This is a genomic window from Microbacterium sp. NPDC008134, from assembly GCF_042957055.1.
In the GTDB taxonomy this organism is placed as follows: domain Bacteria; phylum Actinomycetota; class Actinomycetes; order Actinomycetales; family Microbacteriaceae; genus Microbacterium.
Window position 1 is genome coordinate 980,255 of record NZ_JBIBHO010000001.1, and the last position, 24,783, is coordinate 1,005,037.

General features: G+C 70.3%; 20 protein-coding genes and 1 riboswitch. Of the genes, 7 read left to right on the forward strand and 13 right to left on the reverse strand.

What is annotated here, in order from left to right; translation table 11 throughout:
• The first annotated feature begins 122 nt into the window (after window positions 1-122).
• Window positions 123-2,342 (forward strand): NADP-dependent isocitrate dehydrogenase, encoded by a 2,220-nt coding sequence (locus ACFY9N_RS04565; protein WP_391477095.1) that lies wholly within the window; start codon window positions 123-125, stop codon window positions 2,340-2,342.
• A gap of 59 nt (window positions 2,343-2,401) precedes the next feature.
• Here ACFY9N_RS04565 and ACFY9N_RS04570 read toward each other — a convergent pair whose 3' ends face one another.
• Both ACFY9N_RS04570 and ACFY9N_RS04575 read right to left on the reverse strand, forming a co-directional pair.
• Entirely contained in the window at window positions 2,402-3,859 is a 1,458-nt protein-coding gene (locus ACFY9N_RS04570) for a L,D-transpeptidase (RefSeq protein ID WP_391477096.1), read from the reverse strand.
• 99 nt (window positions 3,860-3,958) lie between these two features.
• On the reverse strand, window positions 3,959-4,363 hold the full coding sequence (locus tag ACFY9N_RS04575) for a RidA family protein (RefSeq protein ID WP_247632705.1): 405 nt from the start codon (window positions 4,361-4,363) through the stop codon (window positions 3,959-3,961).
• A gap of 25 nt (window positions 4,364-4,388) precedes the next feature.
• Between ACFY9N_RS04575 and ACFY9N_RS04580 the strand changes: the two genes are divergently transcribed.
• From ACFY9N_RS04580 to ACFY9N_RS04595, 4 genes are all read left to right on the forward strand, one after another.
• Window positions 4,389-7,739 carry a family 20 glycosylhydrolase gene (locus ACFY9N_RS04580; RefSeq protein ID WP_391477098.1) on the forward strand — a complete coding sequence of 1,117 codons (3,351 nt, stop codon included), beginning with the start codon at window positions 4,389-4,391 and terminating at the stop codon, window positions 7,737-7,739.
• Window positions 7,740-7,813: 74 nt separating this feature from the next.
• Complete coding sequence (locus ACFY9N_RS04585) at window positions 7,814-9,001, forward strand: ROK family protein (RefSeq protein WP_391477100.1); 1,188 nt, start codon at window positions 7,814-7,816, stop codon at window positions 8,999-9,001.
• Window positions 9,002-9,075: 74 nt separating this feature from the next.
• A complete protein-coding gene (locus tag ACFY9N_RS04590) occupies window positions 9,076-10,002 on the forward strand; it encodes an ROK family protein (RefSeq protein WP_391478451.1) in 927 nt (308 codons plus the stop codon).
• Window positions 9,995-10,774, forward strand: coding sequence for a glucosamine-6-phosphate deaminase (locus ACFY9N_RS04595; RefSeq protein ID WP_391477101.1), 780 nt, complete (start codon window positions 9,995-9,997; stop codon window positions 10,772-10,774). Before ACFY9N_RS04590 ends, ACFY9N_RS04595 begins: the two co-directional genes overlap by 8 nt.
• A 61-nt stretch (window positions 10,775-10,835) precedes the next feature.
• On the opposite strand, the gene ACFY9N_RS04600 is transcribed toward ACFY9N_RS04595, so the two are convergent.
• The 6 genes from ACFY9N_RS04600 to ACFY9N_RS04625 form a co-directional block, all read right to left on the reverse strand.
• Window positions 10,836-11,243, reverse strand: a complete 408-nt coding sequence (locus tag ACFY9N_RS04600; RefSeq protein WP_391477103.1) for an NUDIX domain-containing protein — start codon at window positions 11,241-11,243, stop codon at window positions 10,836-10,838.
• Window positions 11,236-12,600, reverse strand: coding sequence for an FAD-binding oxidoreductase (locus ACFY9N_RS04605; RefSeq protein WP_391477104.1), 1,365 nt, complete (start codon window positions 12,598-12,600; stop codon window positions 11,236-11,238). Before ACFY9N_RS04605 ends, ACFY9N_RS04600 begins: the two co-directional genes overlap by 8 nt.
• Window positions 12,597-12,968 (reverse strand): YrdB family protein, encoded by a 372-nt coding sequence (locus ACFY9N_RS04610; protein WP_391477106.1) that lies wholly within the window; start codon window positions 12,966-12,968, stop codon window positions 12,597-12,599. Before ACFY9N_RS04610 ends, ACFY9N_RS04605 begins: the two co-directional genes overlap by 4 nt.
• Before the next feature lie 9 nt (window positions 12,969-12,977).
• Entirely contained in the window at window positions 12,978-15,128 is a 2,151-nt protein-coding gene (locus ACFY9N_RS04615; RefSeq protein WP_391477107.1) for a sigma-70 family RNA polymerase sigma factor, read from the reverse strand.
• 451 nt (window positions 15,129-15,579) lie between these two features.
• Window positions 15,580-16,755, reverse strand: coding sequence for an N-acetylglucosamine-6-phosphate deacetylase (gene nagA / locus ACFY9N_RS04620; protein WP_391477108.1), 1,176 nt, complete (start codon window positions 16,753-16,755; stop codon window positions 15,580-15,582).
• A complete protein-coding gene (locus ACFY9N_RS04625; RefSeq protein ID WP_391477110.1) occupies window positions 16,752-18,287 on the reverse strand; it encodes a beta-N-acetylhexosaminidase in 1,536 nt (511 codons plus the stop codon). Before ACFY9N_RS04625 ends, nagA begins: the two co-directional genes overlap by 4 nt.
• A gap of 52 nt (window positions 18,288-18,339) precedes the next feature.
• A riboswitch (ZMP/ZTP riboswitch) is annotated at window positions 18,340-18,424 on the forward strand.
• A 38-nt stretch (window positions 18,425-18,462) separates the two neighbouring features.
• Between ACFY9N_RS04625 and glyA the strand changes: the two genes are divergently transcribed.
• Window positions 18,463-19,737 (forward strand): serine hydroxymethyltransferase, encoded by a 1,275-nt coding sequence (gene glyA, locus ACFY9N_RS04630; RefSeq protein ID WP_391477111.1) that lies wholly within the window; start codon window positions 18,463-18,465, stop codon window positions 19,735-19,737.
• Window positions 19,734-20,609, forward strand: coding sequence for a bifunctional methylenetetrahydrofolate dehydrogenase/methenyltetrahydrofolate cyclohydrolase (locus ACFY9N_RS04635; RefSeq protein WP_391477112.1), 876 nt, complete (start codon window positions 19,734-19,736; stop codon window positions 20,607-20,609). The genes glyA and ACFY9N_RS04635 overlap by 4 nt, the downstream gene beginning before the upstream one ends.
• A gap of 24 nt (window positions 20,610-20,633) precedes the next feature.
• Here ACFY9N_RS04635 and ACFY9N_RS04640 read toward each other — a convergent pair whose 3' ends face one another.
• From ACFY9N_RS04640 to hpaD, 5 genes are read right to left on the reverse strand one after another with little or no spacing between them, the layout of a single operon-like run.
• Window positions 20,634-21,197, reverse strand: coding sequence for a hypothetical protein (locus tag ACFY9N_RS04640; protein WP_391477113.1), 564 nt, complete (start codon window positions 21,195-21,197; stop codon window positions 20,634-20,636).
• Window positions 21,198-21,255: 58 nt separating this feature from the next.
• Window positions 21,256-21,978, reverse strand: coding sequence for a DUF6882 domain-containing protein (locus tag ACFY9N_RS04645; RefSeq protein WP_391477115.1), 723 nt, complete (start codon window positions 21,976-21,978; stop codon window positions 21,256-21,258).
• Between the two features lie 37 nt (window positions 21,979-22,015).
• Window positions 22,016-22,834 (reverse strand): HpcH/HpaI aldolase/citrate lyase family protein, encoded by an 819-nt coding sequence (locus ACFY9N_RS04650; protein WP_391477116.1) that lies wholly within the window; start codon window positions 22,832-22,834, stop codon window positions 22,016-22,018.
• A complete protein-coding gene (locus ACFY9N_RS04655) occupies window positions 22,819-23,604 on the reverse strand; it encodes a 2-keto-4-pentenoate hydratase (protein WP_391477117.1) in 786 nt (261 codons plus the stop codon). The genes ACFY9N_RS04650 and ACFY9N_RS04655 overlap by 16 nt, the downstream gene beginning before the upstream one ends.
• Before the next feature lie 9 nt (window positions 23,605-23,613).
• Window positions 23,614-24,777 (reverse strand): 3,4-dihydroxyphenylacetate 2,3-dioxygenase, encoded by a 1,164-nt coding sequence (hpaD, locus tag ACFY9N_RS04660; RefSeq protein WP_391477119.1) that lies wholly within the window; start codon window positions 24,775-24,777, stop codon window positions 23,614-23,616.
• Between the last annotated feature and the right edge of the window lie 6 nt (window positions 24,778-24,783).

Sequence of the window (24,783 nt, forward strand, 5' to 3'; positions counted from 1 at the left end):
TCGCGCGCACCCGCACACGCGAATGCTCCGAGATTTCTCCCACAGCGTGCGGGGTGGGCGCTCGGATGCTCTCAGGTATCTTGGTATCGAGACAAATCGCCCTTGTGAACGGAGAACATCCGGTGACTGACGACGCCATCATCTACACCTACACCGACGAGGCTCCGGCGCTCGCCACAGCCTCGCTCCTGCCGATCATCTCGGCCTACACCGGTCAGGCGGGCATCGACGTCGAGACGCGTGACATCTCGCTCGCGGGCCGCATTCTCGCGGCCTTCCCGCAGAAGCTCACGCCGGAGCAGCAGGTGGGCGACGCCCTCGCCGAGCTCGGCGGCCTCGCGACGCTTCCCGAGGCGAACATCATCAAGCTGCCGAACATCTCGGCATCCATCCCGCAGCTCAAGGCCGCGATCGCCGAGCTGCAGAAGGCCGGCTACGACATCCCGGACTTCCCCGACGACCCGTCCTCGCTCGACGAGAAGGACGTGCGCGCGCGCTACGACCGCATCAAGGGCTCCGCCGTGAACCCGGTGCTGCGCGAGGGTAACAGCGACCGCCGTGCCCCGCTCGCCGTGAAGAACTACGCGAAGAAGCACCCGCACCGCAACAAGGCGTTCGCGGAGGGCTCGAAGACCCGCGTCGCGACCATGGGTCACGACGACTTCAAGTCCAACGAGAAGTCGTGGGTCGCGGCATCCGACGACGTGCTCAGCATCCGCCACACCGCCGCTGACGGCACGGTGACCGTTCTCAAGGAGGGACTGAAGGTCCTGCCGCGCGAGATCATCGACGCCACCTTCCTCTCGGGCGCGGCACTCGACGCGTTCCTCGCCGAGACGCTCGAGCAGGCGAAGGCCGACGACGTGCTCTACTCGGTGCACCTCAAGGCCACGATGATGAAGGTCAGCGACCCGATCATCTTCGGCCACGTCGTGAAGGCGTTCTTCGCCGACGTGTTCGCGACCTACGGCACGCAGCTCGCCGAGGCGGGCCTGCGTCCGAACGACGGCCTCGGCTCGATCCTCGCCGGTCTCGCCGACCTCGAGGGCGGCGCCGCGATCGCCGCGGCGTTCGAGAAGGCCATCGCCGAGGGCCCGCGCCTGTCGTACGTGAACTCCGACAAGGGGATCACGAACCTGCACGTTCCGAGCGACGTGATCGTCGACGCCTCGATGCCCGCGCTCGTGCGCAACGGCGGCAAGCTGTGGGGCCAGGACGGCGGCGAGGACGACACGATCGCGGTCATCCCGGACTCGTCGTACGCCGGTGTCTACCAGGCCGTCATCGACGACGTGATCGCGAACGGCCCGCTCGACCCCGCCACGATCGGCACCGTCCCGAACGTCGGACTGATGGCCCAGGCGGCCGAGGAGTACGGTAGCCACGACAAGACCTTCGAGATCGCCGCGGCCGGTGTCGTGCAGATCCTCGACGGCGAGGGCAACGCCCTCATCGAGCACGAGGTCGAGGCCGGCGACATCTGGCGCGCGACGCAGACCAAGCACATCGCGGTCATGGACTGGGTCAAGCTCGCGGTCACCCGCGCCCGCGCGACCGGCGACCCCGCGGTCTTCTGGCTCGACGCGAACCGCTCGCACGACGCCCAGATCATTGCCAAGGTGCACCAGGGCCTCGCGCTGCTCGACACGCACGGTCTGACGCTGACGATCCTCGCGCCCGAGGAGGCCACGCGCTACACGCTCGCGCGGATGCGCCATGGCCTCGACACGATCTCGGTCACCGGTAACGTGCTGCGCGACTACCTCACCGACCTCTTCCCGATCCTCGAGGTCGGCACGAGTGCCAAGATGCTCTCGATCGTTCCGCTGCTCGCGGGCGGTGGACTGTTCGAGACCGGTGCCGGTGGCTCCGCGCCGAAGCACGTGCAGCAGCTCGTCGAGCAGAACTACCTGCGCTGGGACTCGCTCGGCGAGTTCTTCGCGCTGGCGGCCTCGCTCGAGCACTTCGCCGACCGCACGGGCAACGAGAAGGCCCGCGTGCTCGCCGAGACGCTCGACGCCGCGACCGGCACCTTCCTCGAGGAGGACCGCTCGCCCGGTCGCGCGCTCGGCACGATCGACAACCGCGGCAGCCACTTCTACCTGGGCCTGTACTGGGCGCAGGAGCTGGCGAAGCAGACGAAGGATGCCGACCTCGCGGCGGCCTTCGCGCCCGTCGCCGCGGCGCTGACCGAGAACGAGCAGACCATCGTCGCCGAGCTCAACGCGGTGCAGGGCTCGCCCGTCGAGATCGCCGGCTACTACCGCCCGGACGACGCGCTCGTCGCAGCGGTCATGCGTCCGTCGGCCACCCTCAACGGGATCATCGACGCGCTGAACTGATCGCGGAGACGACGAAGGGGCGGATGCTGCGGCATCCGCCCCTTTCGCATGTCACCCGATCAGTTGTGGACCGAGACCTCGAGGCCGACCGGCGACCAGTCGTAGACGTACTTCGCGAGGTCGATCGGCAGGTTGACGCAGCCGTGGCTCATCCGGTTGCCGTAGTTGCTGTGCCAGTAGGTGCCGTGGAATCCGATGTTCGTGGTGAACCAGGTGATCCACGGAACGTCCTCGGTGCAGTACGGAGCACCCTCGTAGCAGCCCATGTCCTGCATGCGCGTGTGCGCGAAGACCTTGAACTCGCCGGTCGGGGTGGGGGTGCCTGGGAGGCCCGTCGACACCAGCCAGCTGTTGACGACCTGGTCGTTCTCGTAGAGCGTGGCGCGCTGCGTGCTGAGGTTGATGTCGATGTGGCGGTAGAGGTTCACCGATTCGAACGGCACCTCGGAGACGGCGAGCGGGAAGACGCCCTCGCCGGCCTCGAGCCGGGCGGCGACGTCATCGGCGATGCCCGTCGTCTCGCCGATGGTGCGTCCGGTGACGCCTTCGGTCTCGGAGCGCAGCACGTTGCCGGCCGAGTCGACGATGTTGGTCGCGTTCACGGGCGCACGATCGACGATCCCGGGCAGCAGGTCGACGGTCTTCTGGATCTCGGCGGCGTCGGCCGAGACGGAGAGCTGGCCGCCCTCGTCGGTGACCGTGAGCCAGGAGGCGACGACGTCGGCGGTGAGGGGAACCGTGCGCTCCTCGCCCACGTAGAACCCCGCGGTGCCGAGCAGCGTGTTCAGCGACGCGGCGGTGGTCGCGGCATCCTCATCGGAGACGGCGGCTGCGGCCTCGGTCGGGTCCCCGGAGAACTCGACGCTCGACCCTCCGGTGGCAACGGTCTCGACGATCGCTGCGGTGAGCGCGTCGACGTCGATCGCGGTGCCCGCCTCGGCGGGCGTCGTCACGTACGTTCCACTCGTGGCGTCGAAGGTGACGCCTGCGTCGGTGGGGTCGACGAAGCTGGAGGGGACGGCGGCGCGCAGGGCGCTCGTCGCCGTTGCGGTGTCGAGGGTGATGTCACCGGCGATCGGCTCGCCCATCCACGCGCCGAGGTTCCACATCGGGCGCTCGGCGAAGGCCTGCTCGCTGAGGGCTTCGCCGTCGAGGGCGATGCCCAGGTCGGAGCCGCTGATCACCGTGCCGTCGCCGGCACCGGTGAGCGTGATCTGCGTCTCGGCGAGGTGCGACTCGATCGCGTCGTTCGCCGCGCCGGGAGTCATCCAGCCGACGTTGATACCCGCGACCGTGGTGCCGGGGGCGATGAGGATCATCGAAGCCGCTCCAGCACCGAGGGCGACGACACCGAGGCCGAGGCCGATCCAGAGGCCCAGGCGGCGCTTCTTGGGGGCCGGCTCGTTGGGTGCCCACGCGAGGGGCTGTTCGCCCGTGGGCGGCTCCGACTCCGCCGCGGTCGGCGCTCCGTCGAGCGCTTCCGTCTCAGCCTCGTGAGTCGAGATCACATCCGTCACGAACTTCACCCCCCGGTTATCCAACGTGCGGTCTTTGACAAGAGTACCGGAGAGCATGTAACGGGGAGGCAACGGTCGCCCGCCGCCTCCCCGGGAGAATCACTCGACGATGGCGATGCCGTCGATCTCGACCAGCATCTCCTCGCGGGGCAGACCCGTGAAGACCGTCGTGCGCGAGGGCAGCACGCCACTGGTGGTGTGGGCTTCGACGAACGCGCCGTAGGCGTCGTTCATGATCGGGAAGTCCTCGCGCTTGGTGAGGTACACGCGCAGCATGACGACGTCGTCGAACGTCGCGCCGGAGGCCTCGACGATCGCCTTGACGTTCTCGAGCGTGCGGGTCGTCTGCGCGGCCACGTCACCGGGGTAGAGGTACTCGTTGGTCGCGGCGTCGACCGGACCCTGTCCGGAGACCTGCACGAAGGGGCCCTTGCGCACTCCCTGCGAGAAGGTGTGGGCGGGAGCGGGGGCGGCGTCGGTGGAGATACGGGTCTTCGCAGTCATGAGGCCAGCCTAGTAGCCTTGTTAGATGCCTCAACAAATTGCGGATGCCGTGGGCGGAACCTCCCGAGAGGCCCTGGTTCTCAGCGCCGAGAAGGCCGCGGAGGGGCGCGTGCGCGTGTACCGCGGCGCGACCGTGGTCGACGGCACCGGCTCCGAGCGCTTCGTGGCGGACGTGGCCGTCGAAGCCGCCCGTGTGGTCGCGGTCGTGCGGGAAGGCACGGAATCCCCGGCCCTCGTCCTCCCCGACGGGACGATCGAGGTCGACGCGCGCGGGCTCGTGCTCGCGCCCGGCTTCATCGACATGCATGCGCACAGCGACCTCGCCGTGCTCGCGGGCGCCGCGCACGACGCGAAGATCCTGCAGGGCGTCACGACCGAGGTGATCGGCCAGGACGGTCTCGGCTACGCCCCGCTCGACGACGCGACGGCTCCCGTGATCGCCGCGCAGATCGCCGGCTGGAACGGGCCGAGCACCGCACCGTGGCGCACCGTCTCCGATCTGCTCGCCGCGATCGATGCGGCATCCGTCGCCAACGCCGCGATGCTGGTGCCGCAGGGCAACCTGCGGATGATCGTGGTCGGCCACGAGAACCGCCCGGCGACGAGCGAGGAGATCGCGCGGATGTGCGCGCTGCTCGCCGAGTGCCTCGACGCGGGTGCGTTCGGAATGTCGAGCGGGCTCACCTACACGCCGGGGATGTACGCCGACACCGATGAACTCGAGGCGCTGTGCCGGGTCGTGGCGGAGCGCGGCGGTTACTGGGCCCCGCACACGCGCAGTTACGGTGGATCCGCGCTGGATGCGTACCGCGAGGCGCTCGACATCGGCCGTCGCACCGGGTGTCCGATCCACCTCACGCACGCGACCATGAACTTCGCGCCGAACCGTGGGCGCGCCGATGAACTCCTCGACCTCATCGATCGGGCCATCGCCGACGGTGTCGATGCGACGCTCGACACCTATCCCTACCTGCCGGGGGCCACGACGCTCGCAGCCCTCCTGCCCAGCCGCCTCTCCGAGACCGGATCGCTCCTGCAGACGCTCGCCGCTCTCGACGACGCCGGACGCGAGCGCGTGCGCGTGGAGCTCGAGGAGATCGGCTGCGACGGGTTCCACGGGGAGCGCGCGGACTGGACGCAGATCCAGATCTCCGGCACCGCGAACCCCGAGCTCGCCGATCTCGTGGGGCGCACGATCGCCGAGATCGCCACGGCCGACGGTCGGCGCGCGGTCGACGTGGTGCTCGACACGATCATCGCGGATGCCGGGGCCACGGGCATCCTCATGCACATCGGCGACGAGGCGAACGTCCGGGCGATCATGCGGCACCCGCGGCACACGGCGGGGAGCGACGGCATCCTGATCGGCGCCCGCCCGCACCCGCGCGGACGGGGGACGTTCGCCCGCTATCTGGGGCACTACGTGCGCGAGCTCGGCATCCTCACGCTCGAAGAAGCGGTTCAGCATCTCGCCGGCACGCCCGCGCGGCGTCTCGGCCTCCATCGCGGCGATGCGCCACGGGGTGTGATCCGCGAGCGGGCGACCGCCGACCTCGTGCTCTTCGACGCCCGCACGATCGCGGCGGGTGCCACATTCGAGTCGCCGCTCGAGCCGCCCACGGGGATCGTCGAGGTGCTCGTCGGGGGAGTGCCGGTCGTGGCGGACGGCACGGTCACCGGGGCGACGCCCGGACGGGCGCTGCGCATGGCTCCGCCGGCGCACCGCGCGACGGTGCCCCGGATCGCCTCGCACATCGACGAGCAGGCGCCGGGCTTCCGCTGGTCCCCGCGCACGCCGGTCATCGGAACGGATGCTGTGGACGCCGCGATCCGTCGGCTCGGTCGAGAGGGCGCCGGAGAAGCCGCCGACGGTTCAGCCCCTGCCATCCGGCTCCGCGTCGACGCGGACCTCGCCGAGGCTGCCGACGCGGAGGGGCGCATCGGTGCGGAGGCCTTCCGTCTCACGGTCGACGCCGGTGGCATCGACCTCGCGGGGGCCACGCCGGCCGGAGTCTTCCGCGGCGCGACCGCCCTCCGTCAGCTGCGCGACCCCGATGCGGCGGGAGATGCGACGCGCGGTGCGGATGCCGTGATCCCGGCGGGGGTCTGGGAGGGTGCTCCGGCGTACGGCTGGCGCGGCGCGATGCTCGACGTCGCGCGGCACTTCCGGCCCGCTGACGACATCCGCCGCCTGATCGATCTCCTCGCCGATCATCACCTGAACGTGCTCCACCTGCACCTCACCGACGACCAGGGCTGGCGCTTCGAGGTCCCCGACCATCCCCGCCTCACCGAGGTCGGAGCGCGTCGGGAGGTCACGCAGCGCGGTCACGGCCCACTCTCGACTTTGGAGCCGGGCGTGCACGAGGGCCACTACACCCGTGAGGAGCTGCGCGATCTCGTCGCGTACGCGGGGGAGCGCTTCGTCACGCTGGTGCCGGAGGTCGAACTGCCCGGTCATATCCAGGCGGCGCTCGCGGCGTACCCCGACCTCGGGAACACCGACGTCGGGGAGCTGATCACCGGTCCATGGGAGCGCTTCGGCGTGAACCCGCGCACACTCGCGCCTACGGAGGCCTCGCTCGCCTTCGGACGGGCCGCCATCGACGCGCTGTGCGACGTCTTCGACTCCGAGTGGATCGGCATCGGGGGCGACGAGGTGCCGGTCACCGAGTGGGCGGAGAGTCCGGCGGCGCGCGAGCGGATGGCCGAGCTCGGGATCGACGATCCGCACGACGTGCAGCCCTGGTTCACCGCGCACTTCGCTGCGCACGTGCGCAGCCGTGGTCGCTCCGCGCTCGCCTGGGACGAGGTGCTCGAGGGCGACGTGCCCGACGGCGTGCGCATCCTGGCCTGGCGCGGCCCCGTGGCGATGCGCGAAGCGGTGCGCCGTGGCATCCCGGTCATCGCCTGCCCGGACCTGGAGGTGTACCTCGACTACGCGCAGGCGGATTCGACCGAGGAGCCGATCCGCGTCGGGCCGCCGCTGACCATCGAACGCAGCTATACGCTGCGGATCGAGGACGGTGCGGTCGGCGGGCAGGCGAACGTCTGGACCGAGCACCTGCCCACGCGCGACCGTGTCGACTTCGCGATGTTCCCGCGTCTCGCGGCGATCGCCGAACGCCTGTGGGAAGGCGGGGACCCGGCTCCGTTCGACGACTTCGACCGCCGGCTCCCCACGCACCTCCGACGCCTTGCGGCGGCCGGGGTGCGGTACCGTTCCCCTGACGGTCCCTCGCCTGCGCAGCGGCGACCCGGCGTCCCGGGCAAGCCGATGACGATCGAGGCCCGGGAACACATCGTCGAGGGGCTCGTCGCACGCCTCGTGGAGCGGTCGGAAACGGCCCCCGACGAGGTCGTAACACAGAAGTAACGTTTCGGTAACCTCGGAGACTCGCTCGGCGAGCGGGGTTGCGTAAATTATGTTCGTAAGGTCTACTAACAAACATGTCCGTGTCGGATGAACAGCGCACCGCATCGTCGTCGGAGTACGTCGGTGCGAACACGCACGCCTTCGGGCCGGGACGCCACCTGCGCTCGCGGGCGAAGGTCCTCCCCGAGCACGCCCGCGGACACAACCGCGCCCTCGTGCTGCAGACGCTCTACCACGCGGGAGCGATGAGCCGCGCCGACCTCTCGCGCGAGACCGGGCTCACCCGCGTCACGATCTCCGACCTCGTGGCCGAGTTCATCGCCGACGGCATCGTCATCGAGATGGGCGTGCGCGAGACCGCGGGTCCCGGCAAGCCGCCGATCCTCATCGACATCGACCGCAACGGCCACCAGATCCTCGGACTCGACCTCTCGGGTCCGCACGCGTTCATCGGCGCCGTTCTCAGCCTCGACGGCGAGGTGCTCGAGCGTCGCGAGGTTCCCCGCCCCGAATCCGCCGACGGCGACGCGGCCTACGCCGCCACGCTCGAACTCGCGCGGTCGCTGGTCGCCGCCTCGACGCGCCCGCTCCTCGGCGTCGGCATCGGCACCCCCGGTGTCGTGCGTCCCGACGGCATCGTGCTGAGCTCGCCGAACCTGGGCTGGACGAGCTTCCCGCTCGAGGCCAAGCTCGGGGCCGACCTCGACCTCCCGGTGCTCGCCCGGAACGACGCCAATGCTGCCGTGCTGGCCGAGTACACGTTCGGCGAGGCGAAGGCCGACTTCATGCTCATCAAGATCGGTCGCGGAGTCGGTGCCGGTCTCATCACCGGCAGCCAGCCGCTGCTCGGCAGCCGCTTCGCCGCCGGCGAGATCGGTCACGTCACGGTCGGCACCGACGGGGGTCCGCGCTGCGCCTGCGGCAAGGACGGATGCTTGGAGGCGTGGCTCAGTGAGACGCGCCTGAGCGAGGCCGTGGCCGCCGACCCGTCCGCCCGTGATGAGATCCTGCGCGACGCAGGCACGCGCATGGCGATCGCCATCGCCCCGATCGTGGCGGCGCTCGACCTCTCGGAGGTCGTGCTCTCGGGCCCCGCCGATCTGCTCGACGGGATCCTCATCGACGCCGCCGTCGAGACCCTGCACGCCCGCACGCTGGAAGGCGTGTTCGAGGACGCCCTCATCCGCCTCACCGTGCAGGACGACATCGTCCTCCGCGGCGCCGCGGTGATGGTGCTCTCGGGCCAGCTGGGAGTCTCGTGACCCGCACGACCCCGAGCCCGGATGCCCCGGAGCTCGCGACTCGCGCAGGCGCCGGCGAGTCCGACGGCCGTGCCGTGCGCGTCGGCCTCGACGTCGGCGGCACCAAGATCGACGCCGTCGCGGTCTCGCCGTCGGGCGAGATCATCGGCCGTATGCGGCGTCCCACCGGCTGGGGAGACACGGCCGTGGTCGAGAGCATCGTGCTCGCCGTGCGCACGCTGGCCGCGGAGAACGCGATCGCGATGGCCGACATCGGCTCGGTGGGCATCGGCATCCCGGGGCTCGTCGACGTCGCGAGCGGACGCGTGCTGCACGCGGTCAACCTCGGGGTCGAGTCGCTCGACCTCGCCGCTCGTGCCCAGGCCGAGCTCGGCATCCCGTTCCGTGTCGAGAACGACGTCAAGGCCGCAGCCCTCGGCGCCGCCGTGCTGCGCGGCGCGACCGGGTCCATGGCCTACCTCAACCTCGGCACCGGTGTCGCCGCCGGCATCGTGATCGACGGGCGCATCCATCGCGGCTCCCGAGGCACCGCCGGGGAAGTGGGTCATATCTCCGTCGACCCCCGCGGCCGCGTCTGCGGGTGCGGGCAGCGCGGCTGCATCGAGACCCTCTGCGGCGGCGGTGCGCTCGCCAAGGCCTGGGGCCGTCCGGGCGCGCTGCCGGTCAAGGACATCATCGACGCGGCCGACGCCGGCGACGCCGATGCCCTCCGCCTCCGCGCCGACCTGCACCACGGGGGAGCGGCCGCCGTGCGCGTGCTCGTGCTCTCGGCGGATGTCGACACCGTCATCATCGGCGGCGGTCTCACCGCCCTCGGCCCGCGCCTGGAAGACGGTATCCGCTCGGCCCTGCAGGCGGATGCCGAGGCGTCGCCGTTCATGCGCTCGCTCCACCTCGATGAGAGAATCGAGATGCTTCCCGCGGGCTCACCCGCTGCCGCTTTCGGCGCCGCACTCGTCGGCGCTGCCGTCCCCGAGAAGGAGATCGTCTTCCATGGCTGAGGTCGTCATCGTCGAGAGCAAGGAAGCCGCCGGCTCCCTGGTCGCCACCGAGATCGTCGAGCTCCTCGACGCGCGCGCGGACGCCGTGCTGGGTCTCGCCACCGGGTCGACCCCGCTCCCCGTGTACGAGGCGCTGCGCGTGCAGCTCGCCGGTCGCGACCTCTCGCAGGTGCGCGGTTTCGCGCTCGACGAGTATGTGGGCATCGACCCGCAGCACCCCGAGAGCTACCGCTCGGTCATCGAGCGCGAGGTCATCGAGCCGCTCGGCCTCGACCCCCGTCGCATCCACGTGCCCAACGGCGCGAGCGAGACGATCCAGCACGCCGGCGACGACTACGAGGCCGCGATCGCCGCGGCCGGCGGCGTCGACCTGCAGATCCTCGGGATCGGCACCGATGGGCACATCGGCTTCAACGAGCCCGGCTCGTCGTTCGCCTCGCAGACCCGGGTGAAGACGCTCACCGCCCAGACCCGCGAGGACAACGCCCGCTTCTTCGACTCGATCGACGACGTGCCGATGCACTGCATCACGCAGGGACTCGGCACGATCCTCAAGGCGCGCCACCTCGTGCTGCTCGCGTTCGGCGAGGGCAAGGCCGAGGCCGTGGCCGCGGCGGTCGAGGGTCCGCTCACGGCGTCACTGCCGGGATCGGCGATCCAGCTGCACCCGCACGCGACGGTCGTCGTCGACGAGGCCGCCGCATCCCGTCTCGCCCAGGCGGACTACTACCGGTACACGTTCGCCAACAAGCCGGCCTGGCAGGGCATCTGAGCGCTCCGGGCGGGCCTGCGGGCCCGCATCGGCCGCTGGACCCGCATCGGCTGCTGGGCCGTCAGCGCTGAGTCGCGGGCCAGGCGAGCGGGAGCAGGTGCTCCACGCTGAGCGGAGCGAGGGGGAGCCCCGACACGTCGTCGGGCGTGATCCAGCGCAGCTCCTCGAGCTCGGCCTGCACGCTCACCGCGTCCGGGTCGATCGTCGTGCGGAACGCATCGGCGACCACACGGTGACCGGGCTCGTTGGCCGCAGCGGAGACGAAGCGCCCGAGGGGCTCGATCGCGCTCTCATCGAGCTCGAGTCCGAGTTCCTCGTGCAGTTCGCGAATCAGGGTCTGCGCGGGGGTCTCGCCGTGCTCGGGCTTGCCGCCGGGCTGCATGAAGCGCGTGGTGCCGCGCTTGCGGACGACGAGCACGCGACCGGCTCCGTCGTCGATGATCGCCGCGCTCACATGGATGTCAGGCATCGGGGGAGAACACCTTTCCCGGGTTGAGGATGCCGAGGGGGTCGAACACCCGCGCGATCTGCCGCTGCAGCTCCCACTGGTCGTCGCCGAGCTCCTCGGCGAGCCAGCGGCGCTTGAGCGTGCCGATGCCGTGCTCGCCGGTCAGGGTCCCGCCCAGGGCGATCGCCGTGCGGAAGAGATCGTCCGCCGCCTGCCACACGTCGGCCGGGGTCTCGGCGCCCTCGAACAGGAAGTTCGGGTGCAGGTTGCCGTCTCCCGCGTGCGCGACGGTGGGGATCGTCAGCCCGTACTGTCGCTCGATGCGCGCGATCTCGTCGAACATCGCGGGCATCGCACTGCGCGGCACGGAGACGTCCTCGATCAGCGAGGTGCCCAGCGCGGCCATCGCCTGATGCATCGAGCGCCGGATCGCCAGCAGGCGCTCGCCCTCGACGGGGTCGTGCGTCACGGCGACGGTGCCATCGTGTGCGCGCAGGATCTCGGCGATCGCGTCGGCCTCGTCCGCGGAGGCGGGGCCGTCGGTCTGGATCGTGAGCTGCGCGGCGCCCGGCGTCGGAGCGGGGATGTCGAGGACGCTGTGCACAGCGGCGAGGCTCGCGGCATCCATCAGTTCCATGATCGCGGGCTGCACGCCCGAGGCCGTGACGGCGGCGGAGGCGGTCGCGGCGCTGCGGACGTCGGGGAACGTCGCGGCGATCGTGCAGACCGTGCCGACCACGCGGCGGCGCAACTTGAGCGTCGCGCCGACGACGACGCCGAGGGTGCCCTCCGAACCGATGACGAGCGAGGTGAGGTCGAGGCCGGTGACGCCCTTCACGCTGCGATGGCCGAGGTGCAGCAGGCGGCCGTCGGCGAGGACGAGATCGACCCCGAGTACCGCGTCGCGCACCACGCCGTACTTGGCGCACAGCAGGCCGCCGGCGCCGGTGGCGATGTTGCCGCCGACCGTCGAGATCTCGCGGCTCGCCGGATCGGGAGCCCACCACACGCCGTGCTCGGCGAGGAGACGGTTGAGGTCGGCGTTGAGGATGCCGGGTTCGACCACCGCGAGCAGATCGTCGGGGCGCACTTCGAGCACCGCGGTCATGCGGGCCGTGGAGAGGACGATCTCGCCGTCGCCGGCGTTCGCGCCTCCGGCGAGCCCGGTGCCCGCTCCCCGGACGACGACGGGCGTGCGCGTGGCGGTCGCGATCTGCATGGTCTCCTGCACGTGCGCGACGGTCTCGGCGTGGACGATCACGAGCGGACGCCCCTCGGCAGCATGCCCGGATCGGTCGGCCCTGGCCTCCTCGAGCGCAGCCGGGCGCGTGTCGACGAGATCGCCGAGGGCCGCGGTCAGCTGCGCGAGGACGCTCATCCGAGTGCGCGGCGTCCGCTGATGAGGCCGGCGACGATCGCGACGAGGGCGAAGGCCGAACCGATCAGCGCCTGATCCATCGACCACCAGGCGATCGTGACGCCCACGTAGATGAGCAACTCGACCGCGGCGCGCAGGAAGGGGTGCACGCGCAGCACGGGGCGCGGCGAGAGGAACAGCGCCCAGACGAGGATCACGACGACCGGGGCACCGATGCCGACGACGATGTTCCAGGGGAGGTCCCAGGTCGCGAAGCCCCAGAGCGCGAGCGAGGCGACGGCCACCACCAGCACGACTGCACGGATGACGTCGATCACCGTGATGACGGGGCGCTCGACGCCGGGTACGGGGGTGGGATCCTGGGGCATGGATCCAGTCTATTCGGCGGGAACCGGCTCCTCGTCCGGCTCCACGACGACCTCGGGGGTCACCGCGGTGTCGACGCGGGCGTCCGTCTCAGCGGGCGCGGAATCGGGCGCGGGCTCGTCTTCGGCGGGTGCCGCAACGGGCTCCTCGACTGGCGCGGGCTGCTCGACCGTAACGGGCTGTTCGACAGGGGCCTCGTCAACGAGCGTCGGCTGATCGGCGGGCACGGGCTGGTCGGTCAAGGCAGGCTGGCCTACATCGTTCTGAACATCATCAACGGGCTGCTCGTCGACCGACAGCGGGTCGATCTCATCGGGAGTTTCCACGAACCCACACGGCACTTTCTCGGGGTCGATCAAGTCAGCGAGGAATACAGGCTCCGACCGGTCTCCACTCTTGACCTCCTTGTTGCTGTTCACAACGAAGTAAGAAACGGAAACCTTGCCAAACACGATCTCCAGCAGGGTCGGTTGAAACTCGATCGTTCCCGTGCCCTCTGCATTGATCGTGGCGGAGTCTGTCTGCCGTTCCGCGTCGAGCAGTCCGAGATACGGCTGAACTTGAGCGCCTGGCGTGCCCTCGATCTGAAGGGTGTAGACAGTGGTCTCCAGGCTTCCGCGCTCAGGTGGCAGGCAGCTGACCGAAGCTGAAAAGATGCTCGGTGAGTCCTCGGGAAGGACGGGCTCGACGGGCGGCTGTTCTTCCTCCTCTTCCGGCGGCGTGGTCGGCGAAGGCGAGGGAGATGGCGACGGTCCCGGGGCTGGAGGCGTACCGGCACCGGAGTCGCCACCGCTACCTGGCGCCGGGCTCGCGGGCGTGGTCACCACGGGCGTCGCCGGAGCATCCGTCCCGGTATCGGCATCCGCATCGGTCTCGTCGTCCGCCACCGGCGGGACGGTCTCGTCCTTCGGCTTCTCGACGGTGTCGTCGAGCTCGTCTTCCTTCGGTTCGGTGCTCATCGACGAGTCGGGGCCGACATCGGAGGAGATCGACGACGAGTCGGAGTCGCCCGCGCTGGGCAGCGAGGTCGAGGGGTCTGCGCCGGCGAGGCCGGGGATGATCGTCGCCGCGGCGACGACACCGGCGACCACGAGAGCGGCCGATCCCGCGCCGACGAGGGCGCCCATGCCCGACAGCATCCCTCCGGATGCTCCGGCCGAGCCGCCGGCGCCGCCCGTCGATCCGCCGGCCGAGCCTCCTGCTCCACCGGCGCCGCCCGCACCACCTGCACCGCCCGCGGTCGTTCCCGCAGCGAGAGCACCGGAGCCGCCGTCACCGGCGACCACGCCACCGGCAATGCTGGAGGGCATCGCGGCGAGGGCCACGATCGGTGCGCCGCCGCCCTGCAGAGCTGCGAGGTACCCCGCGGCACCCGTGACGCCGAGCACGAGGGGGAGCAGCACGAGAGCGAGTCGCTTGGAGACGTCCTTCGCCTCGGCGGCGACGATCATGCAGCGGGCGCACTCGTCGAGGTGAGCCTCGATGCGTCGGTGATCGCGCGAGCCGAGGTTGCCGCGCGAGTAGGCGCCGAGGTGCTCGATCGTCCACTGGCACTCCGACCCGGGGGCCGAACTGCGCAGATGCGCCTGGATCCAGGCCTCGCGCAGACCCTCCCGGGCGCGGAACGCGAGCTGCGAGACGGCACCTGACTTCATGCCCAGGAGCGGAGCGACCTCCTGCGGGCGCATTTGCTCGATCTCGGTGTACCAGAGCACCTCCTGCCAGCGCGTGGGGAGGCTGCGGAACGCCTGCGCGGTGAGGCTGCGGTCGAGGGCGTCGTTCGATGCCTGCTCGGTGCTGTCGGGATCGGCGACCGTGTCGAGCTCGTCCATCGCGTCTTCGCGCCGCGAGCGCCCCCAGGCGGCGGCCGTGTTGCGGATGCTGGTGAAGAGGTAGGCGCGGAACGAGCCGTTGGGCCCGCCGCCCTTGACGATCGCCTGGTAGATGCGGGTGTACGACTCCTGCACGAGGTCGTCGGGGTCGATCGACGAGGTGACCGAGCGTGCGACGGCGATCCCGGAGGGGTAGTGGCGACGCCAGAGTTCACCGAACGCCCCCGTGTCACCCGAGCGGGTGCGGAGGATGAGGTCTGCGTCGGCGATCGTGTCGCCCTTGTGAGGAGTGTTCTCTTCGTGCACGGTGATCCCTGGGTCGTGGGGCACGGGTATGTGCCTTCACAGAGTGAGACGCGCGATGGGCCGAATCATCACGCCAGTTGTCCATTCTCTCCCGGAACTCTTCTCCTGGCCAGCCCTCGCGCCCGTTCGATTCAGAAAAAGTTCGGAAAAGAAATCCCAGGTCAAAGGGAGATACGCGACGATGCTCCAACTTTTCTCAGATTTTTTCCCAGGTTCGCGTAATGAATCGGTCATCCCGTCGTCTCATCAGTAGAGACAGCCACGACGAACTCCACCGGGGGGCGGGGTTCGGGCTCCGATGCACGGGGGTTCGCGTATCGGTCGGGCGGGTCGGGAGCCTCGGGGGAGGAGTTCCCGGCCCCCCTCTCTACGTGGGGGAACCCGAGGGTGCCGATCGGGGGATCGGCACCCTCCACTCCTTCCGCGCGAACGACCGGAGCCTGCTGAGCAGCGCGTCGGCGCGCGGTGGAAGGACCTAGGCCCTGCGGGGCCGCTCCCCGACCCACACGCGCGCCACGCGCAGTTCTGCGTCGAGCAGCACGGCATCGCCCACCATCCCGGTGCGCAGCGCCCCGAGCTCCGCGGTGAAGCCCACGGCCCCTGCCGGTGTCTCGGTCAGCGCGCGAACCGCGTCTGCGAGCGGAACGCCTGCGGCGACGGCGCGCCGCAGTGCTTCATCCTGCGTGAGCGTCGATCCGGCGATCGCCCCCGTCTCGACGGTGCGGGCGACCCCGTTCTCGACGGTGACGCTCACCGCCCCCAGGTCGTAGTGGCCGTCCGCGCTCCCCGCGGCGGCCATGGCATCCGTGATCAGGGCGACACGGCCGGGGGCGGCGTCGAAGACGAGCTTGACGACGTGCGGATCGAGATGCACGTCGTCGGCGATCGCCTCCAGCACCACACGGTGATCCGCCGCGGCGGCGAGCACGGGCCCGGGAGCGCGGTGGTGGATGCCGGGCATCGCGTTGAACGCATGGGTGAGGATCGACGCCCCGGCCTCGAAGGCCGCGACGGCCGTGGCGGCATCCGCATCGGTGTGTCCGACGGCGGCCGCGGAGCCCGCCGCGACGATCCGACGGATCGCGTCGAGACCGCCGGGGAGCTCAGGGGCGATCGTGATCTGGCGGATCGTCCCGCGACCCGCGGTGAGCAGCAGGTCGACGTCCGCTGCCAGCGGTTCGCGCAGGAGGGAGGGGTCGTGGGCGCCATGGTGCCCCGGATCGAGGAAGGGGCCTTCGAGGTGCGAGCCCAGGATGTCGGCATCCGTCTGCACGAGGTCGGCGATCAGCGCCGCGCTGCGGGCGAGCTCGTCGAGCGGCGCCGTGACCAGCGAGACGACCGCTCGGGTCGTGCCGTGCCCGCGGTGGAGGTCGCGGGCGATGCGGATGGAGTCGACCCCGTCATCGAACGATGCGCCTGCCCCGCCGTGTCCGTGGATGTCGATGAAGCCGGGCGTGAGAATCGCACCGGGGCCCGCGACGGCTGCCGCGTCGACGACGTCGTCGGCGGGCGCCCAGTCCGCGCCGGTTCCGCGGTCGGCGACCCGGCCATCCTCGATGCGCACCCAGGCGTCGTCGACGATCTCGCCGCGGTCGGCGATGCGCGCGGAATGGACCACCAGGCTTCCGGTGGCTGCGGGGTGGACGCTCATCGATCGCTCCAGGGAATCTCTGCGGCGGGGTGGAATCGGGTCCCCTCAGCCTTCCACAGCGGCGCGAGCGTGCCGAGTCGCTCGCGGAACGACGACCACTCGCGCCCCTCGCCGTGCTGCGGCGACCATGCGATCTCCGCCTCCGCGGCGGCCCGGGGGAAGACGAGATGCTCGACATCGTCGATCGTGCGCGTCGTCTCGGACCACAGCGGCGCCTCGGTGCCGAGGATGGCGGCATCCGGAACGTCGAGCACAGCGGTGGGCTCCCACTCGTAGGCGGTGCGCACGTCGATCACGGCGGCCCAGGTGAGGCCGAGCGGGTAGTTCTCGTCGTACTTCATGTCGAGGTAGGTGGCATCCGCTGCCGACATGATCAGCGCCCCGCCGCGTTCGACGAAGTGCGCGGCCTCGGCGGCGTGCGTGCCCCGGGGCGCCTTCATGCCCCAGTACTGTCCGACGGTGCCTCCGGCGATGTCCGCGGCTGCGCCCATCTCGTGCCAGGCGACGGGGATCTTGCCGGCATCCACGACGATCTGCGTCGCGCGTGCGGCGAAGTGGTCGAAGTCCTCCTGCGAGGTGCCGAGCGACTCGTCACCACCGATGTGCAGGTAGGGTCCGGGGGTCATCTCGGCGAGCTCGCGCACGACGTCGCGCACGAAGTCGTAGGTGCGCTCCTCGCGGATGCGCACGCTCGAGTGCCCGACGCCCCAGCCGAGGTAGGTCTCTCCCGCGACGGGCAGCGGTTGCCCCAGGCTCTCGGACTGCGCGACGAGGGCGTCGTTCAGCACGGGGTCCTCGACGAGTTCGGGGTAGGCGACGCCGACCGCGTGCGTGTGACCGGGCAGATCGACCTCGGGGATCAGCACCATGTGCCGTGATGCCGCGTGGGCGACGATCTCGCGATAGTCGCCCTTGGTGTAGAAGCCACCCGGGTCGCCGCCGGCCGAGGTCGACGACGACCGTTCGGTGAGCAGCGGCCAGGAGTCGATGTGCAAGCGCCAGCCCTGATCGTCGGTGAGATGCAGGTGCAGGCGGTTGAATTTGAGCGCGCTGGTGGCGTCGATGAACCGCTTCACCTCGGCGACGTCGAAGAAGTGCCGCGCGACGTCGAGCATCACTCCGCGGTGCGTGAATCGCGGCGCATCCTCGATCTCGACGTGCGGGATGCTCCAGCCCGCGTCGTCCTCGCGGAGCAGCTGCAGCAGGGTCTGCAGGCCGTAGAACAGGCCGGCCTCGTCGGCGCCGGTGATCTCGGCGTGCGCGCCGACCGACAGGCGGTATCCCTCGGATGCCGTGACGGCGGGGTCGACGCGCAGCACGATGTCGCCGGCGGCCGGCTCTGACGCGGTGCCCTCCGGCGGAATGGCGGCGGCGAGCGACGGGACGCCGCGTCGTGCGGCCGCGGCCGTCAGGATGTCGATCGTGGGGGAGGAGCCGTGCACGCGCGTCGTCGCGGTGACCGGCATCCGTCCGTCGTGCACGACGACTGCGGCGGGCAGCGGAACGAGCGGAAGCTGATGTGTAAAGACCATGAACAAACCCTAGCCGCGCGGGCGGGAGCCGACCAGGGGGAATCCGCTATGCTCGTTCTGTCGCGACTGGCGTCTGGGTGGGTTACCACCGGGGAGCGACCGACCACGGAATTCGACCGCGCGCCTGGGCCGATGAGAACACCCTTCGAATCCGTCGTCAGAGGAGCCCGTCATCATGACAGACCGTTACTTCAACGCCCCGCTCGCCGAGGTCGATCCCGAGATCGCCGAGGTGCTCGACCGCGAGCTGAAGCGTCAGCAGACCTTCCTCGAGATGATCGCCTCCGAGAACTTCGTTCCCGTGTCGGTGCTGCAGTCGCAGGGCTCCGTGCTCACGAACAAGTACGCCGAGGGCTACCCCGGCCGCCGCTACTACGGCGGCTGCGAAGAGGTCGACGTCGCCGAAGAGCTCGCGATCTCGCGAGCCAAGAGCCTGTTCGGGGCTGAGTTCGCCAACGTCCAGCCGCACTCCGGTGCCTCGGCCAACGCCGCCGTGCTGCATGCGATCGCCCGTCCCGGCGACACGCTGCTCGGCCTCTCGCTCGATCAGGGCGGCCACCTCACGCACGGCATGAAGATCAACTTCTCGGGCCGTCTCTACGACATCGTCGCCTACGGAGTGAACCCCGAGACCTCGACCATCGACATGGACGAGGTGCGCCGCCTCGCCATCGAGCACAAGCCGAAGGTCATCATCGCCGGGTGGTCGGCCTACCCCCGCACGCTCGACTTCGCCGCGTTCCGCGCGATCGCCGACGAGGTGGGCGCGCTGCTCTGGGTCGACATGGCGCACTTCGCCGGTCTCGTCGCCGCGGGTCTGCACCCGAACCCGGTGCCCCACGCCCACGTCGTCTCGTCGACCGTGCACAAGACGATCGGCGGCCCCCGCTCGGGCTTCATCCTCACGAACGACGCCGACATCGCCAAGAAGATCAACACGGCCGTGTTCCCGGGGCAGCAGGGTGGCCCGCTCATGCACGTGATCGCCGCGAAGGCGACCGCGTTCAAGCTCGCCGCGACCCCCGAGTTCGCCGAGCGCCAGGAGCGCGTGCTGCGCGGTGCCTCGTTGATCGCCGAGCGCCTCTCGCAGCAGGACGTGAAGGATGCCGGCATCGGCGTGCGCTCCGGTGGCACCGACGTGCACCTCGTGCTGGTCGACCTGCGCGACGCCGCGATCGACGGCAAGCAGGCCGAGGATCTGCTGCACGACATCCACATCACGGTCAACCGCAACGCAGTGCCCAACGACCCGCGTCCGCCGATGGTCACCTCGGGTCTGCGCATCGGTACGCCGGCTCTCGCCACCCGCGGCTTCGGCGACACGGAGTTCACCGAGGTCGCCGACATCATCGCACTCGCGTTGCAGCCCGGTGCCGACGTCGAGGCTCTCCGCGCCCGCGTCGACGCGCTCGCCGCAGGCTTCCCGCTCTACCCGGACCTGCAGCAGTGACCGCCGTCGTCCTCGACGGCAAGGCGGCCTCGGCGGCGATCAAGGCCGAGCTCACCGAGCGCGTGAGCGCGCTGCGCGAGCGGGGCATCGTGCCGGGCATCGCCACGGTGCTCGTCGGCGCGGACCCCGCGTCGCAGCTCTACGTCGGTATGAAGCACCGCCAGTCCGAGGCGATCGGGATGAACTCGATCCAGCGCGAGCTGCCGGCGGATGCCACGCAGCAGGAGGTCGAGGCGCTGATCGATGAGCTCAACGCCGACCCCGACTGCCACGGGTACATCGTGCAGCTGCCGCTGCCGAAGCACCTCGACACCGATGCGATCCTCGAGCGGATCGACCCGGCGAAGGATGCCGACGGTCTGCACCCGACGAACCTCGGGCGCCTCGTGCTCAACGTCAACAGCCCGATCCACACCCCGCTGCCCTGCACGCCGCGGGGCGTGATCGAGCTGCTGCTGCGAGGCGGCTACGACCTGAAGGGCAAGCACGTCGTGGTCGCCGGTCGCGGTGTCACGATCGGTCGCTCGATCGGTCTGCTGCTCACGCGGCGCGACATCAACGCGACGGTGACACTCACCCACACGGGCACGGTCGACATGCCGCGCTACCTCCGCGAGGCCGACGTGATCGTGGCCGCCGCGGGTGTCGCGCACCTCATCCGCGCGGAGGATGTCAAGCCGGGCGCCGCGGTGCTCGACGTGGGCGTGACGCGCACGACCGACCCCGAGACGGGCAAGAGCGTCGTCTCGGGTGACGTGCACCCCGATGTGGCCGAGGTCGCCGGATTCATCTCCCCGAACCCGGGCGGTGTCGGTCCGATGACCGTCGCGCTGCTCATGACGAACGTGGTCGAGGCGGCGGAACGCCTCTGACGTTCTCGGGGCGGATGCTCCGGCTCACCCGAGTTCGTCGAGCATCCGCCTCTGCTCCGCCGTCAGGCCGTCGCGCAGCTCCGTGCGCGTCTCGCGGGATTCGGGCGCAGCGGCATCGCGGGTGGGGGCATCGGGCGCGGCGTTCTTGGTGCCGCCGCGGGTGACGCGCGCCTGGACGCTGTCGTAGACCTCCGAGGCCTTCGCCTGCAGCTTGTCGTCGACCTGGTCGTAGATCATCCAGCCCACGAGCAGGAGGAACGGCGGGATGACGTAGCCCCAGAATCCGTGCGCGTTCACGCCGCTCAGCCACACGGTGAGGGCCCAGACGATCAGCTCGACGAGGTAGACGAGGACGTACTGGACGACCTTCTCGCCGGCCTTCGTGCGATCGGCGGCCGACTTCGCAGCCGATCGGCGGAACGCGGCTCCGAGCGTCGGCTTCACGAACAGTGCGGCGAGCGTGAGGATGATCGCCGCCCAGAACGCGTGCCATCCCACGGAGACGCCCCGCAGCAGCAGCCCGATCAGCAGCAGCACCGCCACGTTGAACACGTAGAGCGACCCGAACCGCACGATTGCCTTCTTCATGGGATCAGAATCCCACAGCGCGGACGGAGCGCGCACCCCCGGTCACGGGGGGCGGTGATCAGGCGTGGCCGCCGAGCGAGCTCTGGATGTTCGAGATGCGGGCGTGCTCGTCGAAGCTGAAGGTCGCGGAGCCCGTGGCGTCGATGACGGTCGCGCCCGAGAAGGCTTCGTCGGTCCAGGTGAGGGTCCAACCGGCGAGGCGGGCGAGGTCCCACACCGAGGTGCGCGCGTCGGACAGGGCGACGCTCGCGAGCATGCGCGGCATCACGATCATGGCGTCCGCCACGGTGAGCGGCGGCAGCGGTGCGTCGAGCAGGAAGACGGCGCGGGTGCCGCCGCCGACGGGCGCCGAGTAGTAGGGGGAGCGGCCGGTGAGTTCGACGGCGACGCCGCCGACGGTGTGCGCCGCGGCGGCGATCCAGTCCTCGTCGCCCGACGCATCAGCGGGGAAGGGCACCTCGGCGGAGGTGAGCTCGGCGATGCCGTGCTCCTCGCCGTAGGCGCGCAGTTGCGCGGCGACGCCCTGCGCGTCACCCTGCGGGTGAGCCCACGCCCAGAGCATCGACCGGGGTCCGGGCGCGATGGTAGCGATGAGGTGCGCGCGCGTCACGATCTGGCGCGAGGGGTCGGCGTTCGCCGTGAAGGTGAGGGTGCCGGCGGTCATGTCGGCGTCCCAGCGGTGCTCGCCGAGTGCATCGGCGGCGGCCGAGAGCTGATCCTGGCGGATCATCGAGTAGAGGGCGGCACGATCGGCGAGAGGCTGGAGCGCAGCGAAGGTCATGCGAACAGTTTCGTGGCTGAATCTATGAATCCGCCAGTCAGTAGCTCGGTTTCTCACCCTCGGCCGCAGCATCCGATGCATCCGATGCGATGAACCGGGCAGCCAGCGCCTCGGATGCCCGGGCGAGCAGCGCCACATCGGCACCGACCGCCACGAAGTCCGCCCCCGCGGCGAGGTAGGCCTCGGCGGCCGTCGGGTCGAAGGCGTTCACGCCGACCGGTGTTCCGGCCGTCTTCGCCGCGGCGAAGACGCGCTCGACGGCGGCGACGACTTCCGGGTGCGTCTGCTGACCCAGCAGGCCCATCGACGCCGAGAGGTCGGACGGGCCCACGAACACGGCATCCACCCCGTCGACGGCGGCGATCTCGGCCGCCGCCTCGACACCCGCGGCCGTCTCGATCTGCACCGTCAGCGACGTGTGCTGCGCCGAATCGCGCAGGTAGCCGTCGACGCGGTTCCATCGTGCGCTGCGGGCGAGGGCGCTGCCGACACCGCGCACGCCGGCCGGGGGATAGCGGGTGGCGGCGACCGCCGCGCGTGCCTCCGCGGCGGACGACACCATCGGCACGATCACGTTCTGCGCGCCGAGGTCGAGGATCTGCTTGAGCGCCACGATGTCGTTCGCCGGAGCGCGCACGACGGGGGCCACGGGATATGCTGCGACCGCCTGCAGCTGCAGCAGCACCGACTCGAGGGTGTTGGCGGAGTGCTCCATGTCGATGAGCAGCCAGTCGAGGCCGGAACCGGCGGCGACCTCGGCGAGGAGCGGGCTGCCCGAGCAGACCCACATGCCGACGAGTGGGCGGTCGGATTCCGCGAGTGCCTCGCGGAAGGAGGGAGCTAGACGAAGCGGCATGCGATCGTTCCCATCGGTCCGTAGTCGCACAGCACGTCGTCGCCGCGCGACACCCACATCGGGCGTGTGAACGATCCTGCCAGGATGATCTCCCCGGCCTCGAGGCGCGCGCCGTGCTGGTGGAACTTGTTCGCGAGCCAGGCGACGCCGGTGGCCGGGTGCCCCAGCACGCCGGCGGCGACGCCGGTCTCTTCGATCTCGCCGTTGCGCGAGAGCACGCCGGGCACCCAGCGCAGGTCGATCTCGTCGGGGCGGCGGCGTTCGGTGCCGAGCACCATCGCTCCGTAGGCGGCGTTGTCGCTGATCGTGTCGACGATCGTGCGGCCCTCGAGTTCGATGTGCGAGTTGAGCACCTCCAGCGCCGGGATCGCGCAGTCGATCGCCGCGAGCGCGTCGTCGAGCGTGCAGTCAGGGCCTTCGAGCGGCTGCTTCAGCACGAACGCGAGTTCGACCTCGATACGCACGTTCGAGAAGTGATCGACGGGGATCTCGGCGCCGGACTCGTAGACCGTGTCGTCGAACATCACGCCGTAGTCGGGCTCGGTGATGCCCGTGGCCTGTTGCATCGCCTTCGACGTGAGTCCGATCTTGCGGCCGACGAGCGTGCGTCCGGCGGCGACCTGCGTATCGCGCCACACGCCCTGGATCGCGTAGGAGTCCTCGATCGTGGCCTCCGGCCAGCGCGCCGTGATCCGCGGGATCACCGTGTGCTCCCGTTCGGCCTCCGCCAACTCGTCGGCGATCTGCGTGATGACTTCTGCGGACAGCATCCGACCCTCCTAGAGCTGGTGGCCGAGCTTGTACTCGCCCTGCTTGTACTCCGGCATCGACTCGTCGTCGCCGGGGCGCGTGTACGAGAAGCCGTCGGCGCCGATCGTCACGGCCATCTCGGAACTGTCGGTGCGGGCGACGACCGGCTGCGGGTTGCCGTCGAGGTCGAGCACGAGCGACGCCTCGGTGTACCAGGAGGGCACGACGGGGTTGCCCCACCAGTCGCGGCGCTGGTTGTCGTGCACATCCCACGTGATGACGGGGTTGTCGGGGTCGCCGGTGTAGTAGTCCTGCGTGTAGATCTCGACGCGATGGCCGTCGGGGTCGCGCAGGTACAGGTAGAAGGCGTTGCTCACGCCGTGGCGGCCGGGGCCGCGTTCGATCGCGTCGGAGCGGCGGAGCGCCCCGAGCTTGTCGCAGATCGCGAGGATGTTGTGCTTCTCGTGCGTCGCGAAGGCGACGTGGTGCATGCGGGGGCCGTCGCCGCCGGTCGCCGCGGTGTCGTGCACGGTGGGCTTGCGGCGCATCCACGCGGCGTAGACCGTGCCCTCGTCATCCTGGATGTCCTCGGTGACGCGGAAGCCGAGGTCCTGATAGTGCCGCACGGCGCGGGGCACGTCGGGGGTGACCTGGTTGAAGTGGTCGAGACGCACGAGCTCGCCCGGGGTGTGCAGGTCGTACCGCCATGAGAGGCGCTCGACGTGCGTGGTCTCGAAGAAGAACTCATACGGGAAGCCGAGCGGATCGACGACGCGCACCGAGTCGCCGATACCCTGCACGAAGCCGTTGGGCTCGCGGCGCACGTCGCAGCCGAGCTCGGTGTAGAACGCGACGGCGCGGTCGAGATCCTCCGCTGCGCGCACCCGGTACGAGAACGCGGCGACGGCGGCGATCGGCCCCCGGCGCAGCACGAGGTTGTGGTGGATGAACTCCTCGGTGGAGCGCAGGTAGATCGCGTTCTCGTCTTCGGTGGTCACGTAGAGTCCGAGCACATCGACGTAGAACTGCCGTGAGGCGGCGAGGTCGGTGACGACGAGCTCCATGTACCCGCAGCGGAGGATGTCGGGCGGGGTGCTCGTCGGTGTCGTGACCGGGTTGTCGGAGTGGATGGGGGCTTCCTGCGACACGTAGTAGCCGGAGGAGGTGAGCGTCTTCTGCGTCTTGTCGGTCATGTCAGC